This window comes from Paenibacillus sp. M-152 (genome assembly GCF_003856555.1).
Taxonomy (GTDB): Bacteria; Bacillota; Bacilli; order Paenibacillales; family Paenibacillaceae; genus Paenibacillus; species Paenibacillus polymyxa_C.
Window position 1 is genome coordinate 5,763,633 of the sequence record NZ_CP034141.1, and the last position, 12,431, is coordinate 5,776,063.

At 45.5% G+C, this 12,431-nt stretch carries 10 protein-coding genes; 5 read left to right on the top strand and 5 right to left on the bottom strand.

Annotated features, from left to right (window positions below; all coding sequences use genetic code 11):
• Nucleotides 1-137: 137 nt before the first annotated feature.
• Both EGM68_RS25345 and EGM68_RS25350 read right to left on the bottom strand, forming a co-directional pair.
• Nucleotides 138-2,135: a PTS fructose transporter subunit IIABC gene (locus tag EGM68_RS25345; protein ID WP_025678123.1), complete on the bottom strand. Its 1,998-nt coding sequence runs from the start codon at nt 2,133-2,135 to the stop codon at nt 138-140.
• Between the two features lie 170 nt (nt 2,136-2,305).
• Nucleotides 2,306-4,258 carry a BglG family transcription antiterminator gene (locus tag EGM68_RS25350; RefSeq protein WP_129550265.1) on the bottom strand — a complete coding sequence of 651 codons (1,953 nt, stop codon included), beginning with the start codon at nt 4,256-4,258 and terminating at the stop codon, nt 2,306-2,308.
• 147 nt (nt 4,259-4,405) lie between these two features.
• Here EGM68_RS25350 and EGM68_RS25355 point away from each other — a divergent pair, with 147 nt between their 5' ends.
• The 3 genes from EGM68_RS25355 (at nt 4,406) to EGM68_RS25365 (ending at nt 6,555) form a co-directional block, all read left to right on the top strand.
• Complete coding sequence (locus EGM68_RS25355; RefSeq protein ID WP_129550266.1) at nt 4,406-5,134, top strand: SDR family oxidoreductase; 729 nt, start codon at nt 4,406-4,408, stop codon at nt 5,132-5,134.
• Between the two features lie 26 nt (nt 5,135-5,160).
• On the top strand, nt 5,161-5,589 hold the full coding sequence (locus EGM68_RS25360; protein WP_129550267.1) for a MerR family transcriptional regulator: 429 nt from the start codon (nt 5,161-5,163) through the stop codon (nt 5,587-5,589).
• A gap of 108 nt (nt 5,590-5,697) precedes the next feature.
• On the top strand, nt 5,698-6,555 hold the full coding sequence (locus EGM68_RS25365) for a GNAT family N-acetyltransferase (protein WP_129550268.1): 858 nt from the start codon (nt 5,698-5,700) through the stop codon (nt 6,553-6,555).
• 97 nt (nt 6,556-6,652) lie between these two features.
• On the opposite strand, the gene EGM68_RS25370 is transcribed toward EGM68_RS25365, so the two are convergent.
• Entirely contained in the window at nt 6,653-7,210 is a 558-nt protein-coding gene (locus EGM68_RS25370; protein WP_129550269.1) for a GNAT family N-acetyltransferase, read from the bottom strand.
• Between the two features lie 245 nt (nt 7,211-7,455).
• On the opposite strand from EGM68_RS25370, the gene EGM68_RS25375 reads away from it, so the two are divergent.
• Nucleotides 7,456-8,574, top strand: a complete 1,119-nt coding sequence (locus EGM68_RS25375) for an RDD family protein (RefSeq protein WP_129550270.1) — start codon at nt 7,456-7,458, stop codon at nt 8,572-8,574.
• Between the two features lie 222 nt (nt 8,575-8,796).
• On the top strand, nt 8,797-9,837 hold the full coding sequence (locus tag EGM68_RS25380; RefSeq protein ID WP_013373824.1) for a CdaR family transcriptional regulator: 1,041 nt from the start codon (nt 8,797-8,799) through the stop codon (nt 9,835-9,837).
• 25 nt (nt 9,838-9,862) lie between these two features.
• Here EGM68_RS25380 and EGM68_RS25385 read toward each other — a convergent pair whose 3' ends face one another.
• Both EGM68_RS25385 and EGM68_RS25390 read right to left on the bottom strand, forming a co-directional pair.
• A complete protein-coding gene (locus EGM68_RS25385) occupies nt 9,863-11,008 on the bottom strand; it encodes a glycerate kinase family protein (protein WP_129550271.1) in 1,146 nt (381 codons plus the stop codon).
• 21 nt (nt 11,009-11,029) lie between these two features.
• A complete protein-coding gene (locus EGM68_RS25390; protein WP_129550272.1) occupies nt 11,030-12,325 on the bottom strand; it encodes a GntP family permease in 1,296 nt (431 codons plus the stop codon).
• Nucleotides 12,326-12,431: the final 106 nt, after the last annotated feature.

Here is a 12,431-nt window from a genome sequence, read left to right on the forward strand (position 1 = left end):
ATATTTAATTTATGAAAAACAATATTTTACTATAAAAGAGCAGTCTATCCTTAGATGAGGATAGACTGCTCTTGCGTTTACTATCGTTGCAGCGCGTTCCGCTAATGATTACAATATGTTCTGCTTAGCGCATGGAATTAATGCACCTGAGTCAGTAATTGATATGCATCTTCCTTGGTCGTAACCGCCAGAAGCGCTTCTCTAAAATGGTCGTCCATCAGCTTACGAGATAGCATTTGTAGCACCTTCAGATGGGCATTGTCCTTACTATTACGCGGAACAGCAATCATGAAGATCAGTTTCGCTTCACTTCCATCCATACTTTTCCAGTCCACTCCGCTCCGCTTCACCCCAAAGACCACGCTTGGCTTCAGAACAGCTTCCGATTTACCGTGAGGAATGGCAATATTCATTCCAATGCCTGTGGAGCTTTCCTTCTCTCGGTCCAATATAGCCTGTTTAAAACCACTGGCAGAACTTACGGCTCCATTTCTCTCAAGTGCTCCGATCATTTCATCAATCACGGCATCCTGTGTCGTTCCTTCCAGATCCAGATTAATCAGATCCATCGTTACAATATCTGTCAACTTCTCAATGTGAATGGCTTGCGAAGATACTTCGGGCTCGTTATTTGCAATCGCTGAAGCTGATGACTCGGCGGCAGTCGTAGTCATCGTAGATTGTTCCGTTACTGCGGCAGAATTTCCAGATGTCTCTTCTCCAGCAACAGCCGGATTTGCAGTTGCAATATCCCTTTTCAGCAGACTCACCAGGATAACTGAGACGGCTGCGCCGACAATAACAGCAATGAAGAACATGAACACATTGTCCACTGCACCAAGAATGGCTACAATCGGTCCACCATGAGCTACCTTATCTCCTACATTTCCCAACATCGCAATGACTGAACCGACCATAGATCCTGCCATGATACTAGGAATAACACGCAATGGATCTTGTGCAGCGAAGGGAATCGCTCCTTCAGTAATACCGAATAATCCCATCGTGAATGTAGCTTTTCCGGCTTCGCGTTCTGCTGGTGCAAATTTACGCTTGTTGATCATTGCTGCAAGTCCCATTCCAATCGGTGGAATACAAATCGCAACGGCGATCGGTCCCATAATTTCGTAATTTCCTTCACCAATCATGGCCGAGCCGAATAAAAATGCTACTTTATTGACTGGACCACCCATATCGAAGGAGATCATCGCACCTAAAATCAGTGCCAATAGAATTGAACTTGTACCTTGCATACCTGCAAGCCAACCCGTCAAAGCTTCAAACAATTGTGCGACTGGAGAACCGATTATAAAGACAAAGATTAATCCTACAATTAAAGATGACAACACAGGGATAATAATAATAGGCATGATCGGCTGTAACGCTCGCCCAACCTTCATTTTCCGAATACCCAGTGCAACATAACCCGCCAGGAAACCAGCGATAATTCCGCCGATAAATCCGGCTCCCGCCTCACTTCCATAAAAACTGCCGTTCGCAGCAATGAATCCGCCAACCATACCCGGTGCAAGCCCCGGTCTATCCGCAATACTCATCGCGATGAATCCAGCGAGGATTGGTATCATAAAGGTAAACGAAGCCGAACCGATATCCTGAACCGTCTTCCAAAATGAACCGTCCGGTATAACCAGACCGCCTGGTGTCTTCTCACCGCCAATCGTCAACGCAATGGCAATGAGCAATCCCCCAATGACAATAAAGGGCACCATATAGGATACACCATTCATCAAGTGGCGGTAGATAGGATTCTGCTTCGGTTTATTCTCCTGTGAGCTAGCTTCGGAGGCACGTGACTCTGCCTGGTACACAGGCACATTCCCCTTCATCACCCGCTGGATCAATTCTTCCGGACGGCGAATCCCATCTTGTACTCCAACGACCAGCAATTTCTTGCCGACGAAGCGGTCTTTGACCACCGTCTTATCCGCTGCAATAATAATGCCATCCGCTTCACGGATCTCCTGCTCCGTTAGTTGATTTTCTACTCCAATGGAGCCTTGTGTCTCGACCTTCATCTCGATACCCAGTTTGGCTGCTGCCTTTTGCAGATTCTCAGCTGCCATATACGTATGTGCAATTCCGTTAGGACATGAGGTTATCGCTAATATCTTCATAGTCATTCCCCTTCTCTCTGATGTTTCCGCTTACATTGATAGTATAACCGCCTTTTTTGCTGTTATCGGGCGAACTTTTTACCGGAACTTTCGGAAAAATAGAATAATACGGACAAAAAAACAGGACTTATAGATAAGTCCTGCTCCTAAGCACGGCTTTTAATTTTAGTTTATCCCTTTAGCTTCCCTAATAGTCTCATCGCATCGGTCTCCTTAGATAAAGCATGAACTAGAGCTGGCTGCTCACTGATTAGGGACAATTCCTTAAATAACTGCCGCATTTCTTCCCGCCCATCCTGTTTTACCGCAAGCAAGAACACAAGCTCTACTTTCTCGGTTCCCCAAGTAAGTGGCTTCTTTAAAGTAGCGACTACAATGGAGGACTGCCTTATCCACTCTGAGCCGCCATGCGGGATGGCTATGCCTCCCCCAATCGTCGTAGCCGACATTTTTTCTCGTGCCAATACGCTGTCCACATATCCTGTCTCCACATATCCTTTGTCCTCCAGTATTTGCGCCAGCTTGGAAATCAATTGTTCCGGACGCTGCACTTCTTGCTGGGGAAATACTAAAAAAGGTGTTGTGTACTTAAAAAATACAGATTCATCTGCGACTCTAGGTTCCGGCTCATCCATTCGTCTGATCACTTGTTCCAGTTGACGCTCATCCTTGGCATCCAGCAATGGAGAGACGAGAATGTGCGGAACGCTCAGCTCTGGAAGAGCTACGGTTGTAATGATGAGATCCACCTCCTGGGTTGCCAGATAGTCCTGGACTTCTGCCTTAGAAAGGGTTGTCTCCACATGTACAGCCGGAAACTTACGTTCCACCTTTGTGCGCAGTAGCTGGGACATACCGATACCCATGTGACACACGATGATGGCTCTCTGAGGATGACTCTCTTTCTGGTGAAGTCGCTCCACAGAAGCCTGAAAATGTAGCGTTAAATACGCCGCTTCCTCCTCAGGGAACGATAACCGGACCGAATCCCCTACCTCTTCCAGCGTAATAATAACCCGGTCGAACATGTAAGGATACATCTTCTTAATCTCAGTCAGCATAGGATTGGACACCGTCAAACCATATTGAAGCCGGTTCAGGGTCGTATATAAATGGACCTTCAACCCTTTCAGCAACATCTTATCCTTGGAAAAGTCAATCATATTCAGCTCCGACATCCGCCGGACTAACTGCTCAATCAGCTTAGGCAAAAGCGGATGGCTGTCTGCCAGATCGCTTTGTTTGCCCTTTCTATCCTCTTGCTGGTAACGGAACTTTCCGCCCAGCAAATGCAGGGTTAGATAGGCCGTTTCTTCCTTGGAAAAAGGTACGGAAAACAGCTTTTGCAGCTGCCGTAAAAACGAAGTAGCCCATGTAAATTCGGCCTTCTCCTGCAAAAAGGCAATGTCTTTCTCGGAGAGAGAGATGGGCTGTCCCAGCTTGGTTCGTTTGACCATTAAGAGAATATGGAGCATTAAACCCTCAAAAGCTTCATCAGTAAAGCTGAGTTCATGATGCTTTTGAAATGCTTTTAATTCATAATTGATGGTTGCAATCTCGTGCGGCTCAAACTGCTTGCGCATCATCTGTCCTGTTAACTCAGGACTATCAATCAGCTGATTCATCCGCGCCAAAGCGATCCGCTTGTTTTTCTCTGTGCCTTGAATGGTCAAGCCTACGCGCTGCTTGGTAACCAAGGCAAGATCAAAGCTGTGCAGCCAGTCATCAATCTTTTCCATATCTCTACGGATCACCGTCTTGTTCACATAATACTGGGAGGCCAGATCTTGTATCGTTACAGGCTTGGCATCCATCAAGAGCCGATAGGCGAGATGCAACACCCTCTCCTCATCCGATTCATGCTGGGCTGTACTCTCGCCTGCATACAGGCGGTGGAATAAATCAGCCTGCTCCACTTCACTTATCTCCAAATAAATACCGCGTCCCGGTCTTCTCACCAGATTAGCATCGGAGTGCTTGACTAGGTATTCTTCAATTACTTTTAGATCGTTTCGAATCGTCTTTTCTGAGCAATCCGTTTGATCGGCCAAATCCTGCACTAACCACAGTCGGTTCGATTCAGTTAACAACTTGCGGAAAATTTCTACTTGCCTTTTGTTCATTCCAATCTCCTATCTTCCAAAATAAAGAATGTTCAGGCATATCGGGCAATAATTCGTTGGTTTTGTGTTGACTTTAAGTATACTCCAAGTAGTACATTTAAAGCATGGTGGCCGCCAAATTTAAGAATGATGAAAAGAGGATTGCTCATGAATATTGGAAAAACAGTGCTTATTACGGGGGCCAACAAAGGAATCGGATATGAAACGGCCAAGCAATTGGGGGACATAGGTTTTACAGTTCTGATTGGCTCACGGAATGAGCAGAGTGGCCGGGAAGCGGTGGCTAAGTTGGCTAATGAGGGAGTAGAAGCCCGATTGATTTTGTTAGACGTGACGAATCAAAGTACGATTGATTCCGCAGTCCATCAGATCAAACAAGAATTCAGTTCCCTTGATGTACTAATCAACAATGCTGGAGTATCTCTTGGGGGGGCCACTCCTCCAAGTCAATTCCCTTTAACCGATTTAAAAGAAACGTATGAAACCAACTTTTTCGGTTTGGTCGCGGTGACTCAAGCCTTACTTCCTTTATTGAAAAAATCTCCACGCGGCAGAATTGTTAACTTATCAAGTGGCCTTGGTTCGTTAACCTATAATAGCGATCCTGAGCACGAGCATGCCCAATTTAATTTACTTGCCTACAATAGCAGCAAAGCAGCGGTTAATATGCTAACCGTCACACTTGCCAAGGAATTCAAGGACTCACCTCTCAAAATTAATTCGGCTGACCCCGGCTTTACCGCCACCGACTTAAACGGCTTTACAGGACCGGGTTCGGTACAACAAGCCGCTGCTATCGTTGTTCGTTTAGCAACTTTACACGATGATGGGCCGACAGGAGGGTTTTTCGATGCGAGTGGAGAAGTACCTTGGTAATTGTTACAATTAAGGAGTGGAATACTTTGCAGGAAATTCCAGAGACCGTAACCTCTATTAGTCAAGCTGCTGAACTAACAGGTTTAACAGAGGATACCATACGTTACTATGAGCGAATTGGCTTGCTACCTTATGCAGAACGAAAGGCTAACGGACACAGGTTTTACAGTAGAGATCAGATTCTAGGGATTATCTTTCTAACCCGATTAAAAGCTACTGGGATGACCATAGAAGAAATGAAACATTATCAAGAACTTTCGATGCAAGGTAACAGCACCATCCCGATCAGACATTCCTTACTTGAAAAACATAGTCATAAGATTCAAGGAGAAATCTCCAGACTGATGGAAACCCAAAAAATTATTGAATATAAACTCAATCATTATCGTGACCTCTCTACCAACCCTGATCTTACCGACACTAATTGCAACCCTACAACGAAGGAAAACTTATAATAATAACCCCTTTTCAAAGGGGTTATTTCCATTTTAACCAGGAGATTGATGGAGCCCCCGTAATACCCTACAATCGAAATATAACCTAAGTTTCTAGGGGGAGTAACAGTGATCACCTATTTGAGATGCAATGAAGTCAGCATGGAGCACATTTTCCAGGCATTTTCGCTCGGATTCTCAGACTATTCCATTCGCCTGACCATAGAACAGGACGATTTCGCGGCACGTCTTTTCGGTCCAGAGGGTAATTCACGGAGCCACTCTTTCCTTGCCATGGATGAAGATCAGCCAATCGGCTTGATTCTCGGCGGTATCCGGCAGTTTGACGGGCGCCAGACCATGCGTTGCGGTACGCTATGCATCGGTCCAGCTTACCGTGGCCAGGGTATTAGCAACAGGTTGCTCGAATTGCATAAACAAACGGCCATCTCCGCGGGCTGCCAGCAGCTATGGCTCGAAGTCATCAGAGATAATCACCGAGCTGTCCAATTCTATAAAAAGCACGGCTATCAGGCACGCTATACGCTAAAATATTATAACGCTATGCTCCCATCGGTCTCTCCCGCTCCTTCATCTTCGTACACTCTTAAAAAACTTATGTTTGATGATGTCGCAGATTTCCGTACAACCCTCACCGACTGTCACATCCATTGGCAAAGTGACACACCTTATTACGCCAACAGCACACAAGAAGTTTTTCTCGGCATCTATGCAGTCGATCAAACCCGACTCGGCATGATTGCTATGGGTGCTCAAGGTAAAATCAACTTTCTTTGGGTCGATCCCAAACATCGAAACCAAGGCCTTGGACGTACCCTACTTCATAAAGCGGCAGAAACCCAAAAGGCCGAGAAGGTATATATCTGCCTGTCCGACAATAACTCTCTTGAAGGCTTTATCCAAAAGGTAGGCTTCTCTAAGGACCCTATTGAGCAGTATGAAATGTGTATACCCCTTCATAGATAATGGTTCACCACATTTAAATCAAAAAGAAGGTTAATCATGTGTACAATGATCAACCTTCTTACTGTCCATATTCCCCTGTTTGATCCAACTATATCTTTCATTTCTGATACCGTTTGATATATTCTGATTTAACGAGTGCGCACATGCAAAGATCATCATATTTCCCGGACGTAAATTCATACTGGGACAGGATTCCTTCCTGCCGAAAGCCTGCTTTTTCAAGCAAACGCAAGGATTGTGTATTCTCCGGCTCTACTAGTGCCTGAATGCGGTTCAAGAGGAGGGTATTAAACCCATAGTCGATTACAGCTGCAAGTACCTCTGACATTAACCCTTGGCCCCAATAGGCTCTGGACAATTCATAACCCATTTCTGCCCGGTGATGACGTTGATCCCAGTTATGAAATCCGCAAGAACCGATGATTTTACCGTCCTTCGTTTGAAGAGCCCAGCGAATTCCCTGATCTGTCTCAAAAATCCGATCATACCAACGGATCTCTTCCAGTGCCTCTTCTTCAGACTCAAATGGGCTCAGTCCATAAAACTTCATCACCTGCTCATCTGAAAAGTATTCCAACATGTCCTTGCTGTCCGTCGCTACCATTTTTCGTAATACAAGACGTTCGGTTGTTATAACCGGAAACTCACCTTTCATATTCTCACCCCTGTCCCCTTGTTCACTTTCGCCAGCTTTCCATTCATACCTACGCCTCCTAAGTTCAATATTCGATGATCATTACTTTCTTCTTCCAATTATAAAGTAATTGAAAGAATACCTCTAAAGGGATATTTATAATTAGTTCTTTGTTTATAGAATGTTTTCCTAAACATGGATGATAAAAAGACCGTTATATAAGGAGTGTGTCTTAAATTATGGAATATTAAAATGAGGTGTACGATTTGGAAGACCAGCACATATCACAGAATTCACAGGCAACAGCAAGAGAGAGGTACATTCGGCATGGGCAAAACTATGGAGAAACAAACAGAATGGCCGAAATATCAAAAACCTACGGTTCGTCTATTTTGTTTAGACGTTGGGGAGCAACGATTTTTGATTTCATATTTTTTATAATCGGTTATATTTGTTTTTTTATCTCGGTCATTCAGGTAACAGACAGATGGTTGTTGCCTTTAGCGATTGCTTCCCGTTGCATTCTGATTATAGCTTTCTTCTGCTATTATTTGCTTTTGGAAGGTTACACAGGCTATACGCTTGGCAAATTCGTTTTTCGTATTAAGGTGGTTAACGGAGAAGGAAACCCTCCTGGTTTTCTTAAATCACTCATTCGCACGCTGCTCAGGTTAATAGATACCAATCCATTGCTAATGGGTTCACTACCTGCTGGTATCAGCGTGTTAGTAACTGCATCAAGACAACGAATTGGTGATTTAGCCGCAGGTACATATGTGGTAAAGGTACGGGATTTAGAGCCGATTAGCAAAAAGGTAATGAGATGGTCGCTCTTTATATTTTTTACCGCAATGGTGATTTTGGGAGCCTCGTTTGTAAATGCTATTTTTGTACTGGCAAACAGTTACGAGTCCAATGAAGCTCCGATAAGCAAGCAGGAACAGAGCTATGTAAGTAGAGATGGAAGATTTCAAATCTCAGCCCCGTTAGACTGGTCAACAGACCCGGACTGGGAAGGAAAAGCAGATATTGCGATATTTAATCCCTACATTCAAAAGTCTGTTATCGTACGATCCAATTCGAAGGAGAAATTGGGTAATGTAACGCGCCAGTACTACACAAAGAAAATCCAAAACAATATAACCAAAGAGTTTAATCTCTCTACGGTAGGACCTTCATCCAACACCACGATTCAAGGATATCCTGCCACTCAGTTCACGATTAAAGGACAGAAAGATGTAGACCGTTATGTCACCCATGTAGCTATTATTGAAACTGAAAATAATTTCTATCAGATCATCGGTTATACACCTGCATCAAAATATAGCCGTTTAAAGAAAGAACTTCATGACATTACCTATAGCTTTCGTGAGGTTCGACCATAGGCAACATGACTAGCAATGAGAGAATACGACGCAAAAAAACAGGCGCTCCTTGGAGCCCTGTTTTTTTGCATACAACTACTCTTGATATCTATGATAAAATAGGCTGACACGTTCAGCGCCCTGCTCTATTATATTGTTCAGATGCACAACGAATTGAAAACCCTTTCAAAAATGCGATATAGTAAAACACCTTACATCACTAGATAAAGGAGGAGTCCTGATTTGTTTCCGCTCTCCGAAAGACAAGCCCAAGACATCGTAGACAAAATGATGAAGGATATTCCATACAACATCAATATTATGAATGAACGAGGCATCATCATTGGCAGCGGCGAGAGTGAACGAATCGGAACCATTCACCAGGGGGCTGTTCAGGCGCTCGAAACCGAGAAAATGATTGAAGTGTGGCAGGACGGACATTACGAGAAAAAGGGAACCAATGAACCAATTGTCATTCATCATGAGCTAGTCGGTGTCATTGGTATTTCAGGCAATCCTGACGAAGTGCGTCCTTTTTGCAATATTGTTAAAACTACGGTGTCTCTTCTGATTGAACAGCGCATTTCCTTGGAGCATTTGGCCCACGAGGCCAACCGTAAAAAATCCGTACTGGAAATGCTGTTAAATCATCAGGGAGCCTACACCCAAAAAATAAAAAAAGAAGCTGCTCAATATCACATTGATTTGCTTCTCAAAACTTCGGCTGTATATGTAAAGCATCTTCCTTCAGATCCTGCTCATTTGGCCGAGTTATCCAATATATTGATGCAGCACCCATCCTTTCGGATGGAGGAAGACAGTTATCTCATCCTGATACAAAATCAGGAACCAACCGCCAAACTGTTGGAACCACTTGTACGCAGCCATCCCGATGTGCTGCTTGCCATCAGCAGACAAGAACACAGCATTGCCAATGTTTATATGCAAGCCAAGTCCGCTATGAATGTTTTACTAGCACTGCGTCCGCCTGTGCAGATCGTTTCTTTTGTTGAAGTCGAATTTCTGGTCAAATTAAGCCAAACCAACCTGACCAACACGATTCATCTGGTTAGCAAGCTGGAAGATACCGTGGATTTGCTGGATACGCTGCGAAGCTTTATTAACCATAACGGCAGTGTCTCCTTCACCGCAGATGAATTAAACATTCACCGAAATACACTGCAATACCGCCTGAAGCGCATCCATACCTTAACTGGCAAAGATCCCCGGAATCTCCTTCAGCTTTTTGAGCTTACGCACGGCTTATTGGCGTTGTATCAATAAACTGCCGGATCACTCGAGAATCCGTTCATTTCTCATTGAATTGAAGTACTCTTGCGATATTCTCGCACGTACGCTCTACATTTTGCGGTCCTTCGGCCAGCAGCTTACCCAGCTCCGAGGCTCCCGGCACGATGCCAAACACTGCATCTATTCCTTCCTTGTACAGCGTGTCGATCCCTTCCCCGATATAACCTGCGACCGCAATGACCTTTTTGCCGGATTGTTTGGCTGCCTGAGCTACTCCGTACGGAGTTTTACCGAATTTGGTCTGAAAATCAATGCCGCCTTCCCCCGTCAATACGATATCGGCCGTGGCTAGCTTCTGCTTTAAGCCAGTGTATTCAATCACGATTTCAATGCCTTTTTGCAGCGTCGCCTGAGTAAAAATCAATAAGCCCGCACCCAAGCCACCTGCTGCACCTGCGCCCGGAAGATCGCGTACATCCTTGCCCAGCTGCTGCTTCACCACATCCGCATAATGGGCAAGATTGGCATCCAATTGCTGCACCATTTCTGGCGTTGCCCCTTTTTGCGGGCCGAATACACGGGATGCCCCATGCTCTCCGCAGAGCGGATTTGTCACATCACAGGCTACAATCAATTGCACCTGCTGCAAGCGGTCATCCAGTGATGAAATATCAATACTGGCCAGCTCGCCCAGACTGCCGCCGCCGCGTGGAAGAGGATTGCCTGCTGCATCCAGAAATCTAGCGCCCAGCGCTTCTGCCATACCTGTACCGCCATCATTCGTGGCACTTCCGCCAATGCCAATGATAATTTTTCGAATTCCCTGGTTCAGACACTCCCGAATTAACTCGCCTGTACCATAGGTTGTTGTCTTTAACGGGTTTTTGTTGTCCTTATTAACCAGATGGATTCCGCTGGCAGATGCCATCTCGATTGCCGCAGTGGTGCCGTCTCCCAGCAAGCCGTATGCCGCATTTACAGGTTCTCCAAGCGGTCCGGTCACCTCCATGTAACGAAGCTGTCCGCCTGTCGCATCCACCAGTGATTGTACCGTTCCTTCACCGCCGTCTGCCATCGGAACGTGGACATAATGGGCTGTAGGATAGACCTTGCGCAGCCCTTTCTCCATTGCGATGCACACTTCCTTTGCCGTCATGCTTTCTTTAAAAGAGTCCGGTGCCAGTACAAATGTTTTCTCTCTCATTTTGTCACCCCATCGTGAATATTAAAGTATAAATCCATATATGATTGTTGCTACAATCGCCATAGTTCCGCCCACAATAGCCTCATAAGGGATCAATCCCATCCGTTGTTTAATGCTCATTTTCATGCTGTCTGCCGTAACGTGAAAATAGTTGCCCTGTGGTAAGGAATCAATGACGGTAGCTCCTGTATGCACCATTACAGCGGCGGCTAACGGGGCAGTCCCCATGTTCAAAATGGCTTCCCCAAACGAGCCAGTCGCCAAAATAACGCCCGTCGAGGTCGACGCTGTGGCAGCCGCCATCAGAATCCCTGCAAGCGGTGCCAAAAATGTGCCAGAAACTCCCGAAGCTTCAATCAAGCCAACTACCTGAGCAGATAAATTGGAGGCAGAGATCAGACCCGCAATCCCGCCTGCACCGATCAAGATAAGCACGGTTGCCGTCATTTTATTCAAACCGGAAGCCGAATACTTCAGAATATTGCGCCCTTGTCCCATGGCCAGCATACCCACAATCCCGGCAATCGGCAGAATGTACATTGCGTCGACCTTGAAATTCGACAGTGCTTCAATGCCAGAGATGGAACCAATCGGGTTAATCATCAGCAAAATAACGGCTACCACCGGAGCTACAATCGCCCGTCCCAATGCCGGGTACTTCGACGTATCGACATCACTATCCATAATATCCTGTTCGGATACCTTCACGCCCTTGTTTTTTAACATAGACGCCACCAGAACAGTCATGATTAATCCGCATATCGCGGGCACCACACCCGCCAACATCACGTGGCTTAAATCCAGATTAAACCCGCGTGCTGCCGCAATCGTATTGGGATTTGGAGAGATAATATTTCCCGCCTTTCCGCCTCCAGACAAGGCCAGCAGGAGAGCCAGCTTGGAAATCCCCATTTTGTTCCCAACCGACAAAGCAATAGGTGCCACGATTAGCACTGCGACGGGAATAAATACGCCTACTGCTGTAATAATCATCGTCGCTAACGCTAGGGCAAGGATCGCTTTACTGCCGCCAAACTTCTTTACAATAGTCTGTGCAATTGTCTCCGCTGCCCCAGACTCCATCATCACGCCTGCTAATACACCGGCCGCGAGCACACGAATGACCGTCCCCATCACACTTTGCGTACCACTAATTAACACGCTGATCGTTTGCTCCAGATTGGCTCCGCCCAATAAAGCGCCTACAATAGCTCCCAAAAATAAGGCGTAAACCGGATTCAGCTTTCTCAATATCAAAATAATTGCAATAGCCAGCCCTGCCAGAGCTCCTATCCAACTGATCGTTAACCCTTCCATCTGTCTAACCCCCCGGGCAATTTTTGATTACGCTTTCATTATATCGATTGCAGAGTGTGAATTATATTGAAGAACAGACGAAATTGATTGTGCATTTGCACAAAAA

Excerpts from the sequence above, each read along its gene's own strand:
- EGM68_RS25370 (WP_129550269.1), bottom strand. The coding sequence starts at position 7,210 with ATGAAAGGTGAGTTTCCGGTTATAACAACCGAACGTCTTGTATTACGA.
- EGM68_RS25385 (WP_129550271.1), bottom strand. The coding sequence starts at position 11,008 with ATGAGAGAGAAAACATTTGTACTGGCACCGGACTCTTTTAAAGAAAGC.
- EGM68_RS25350 (WP_129550265.1), bottom strand. The coding sequence starts at position 4,258 with ATGAACAAAAGGCAAGTAGAAATTTTCCGCAAGTTGTTAACTGAATCG.
- EGM68_RS25345 (WP_025678123.1), bottom strand. The coding sequence starts at position 2,135 with ATGAAGATATTAGCGATAACCTCATGTCCTAACGGAATTGCACATACG.
- EGM68_RS25355 (WP_129550266.1), top strand. The coding sequence starts at position 4,406 with ATGAATATTGGAAAAACAGTGCTTATTACGGGGGCCAACAAAGGAATC.
- EGM68_RS25390 (WP_129550272.1), bottom strand. The coding sequence starts at position 12,325 with ATGGAAGGGTTAACGATCAGTTGGATAGGAGCTCTGGCAGGGCTGGCT.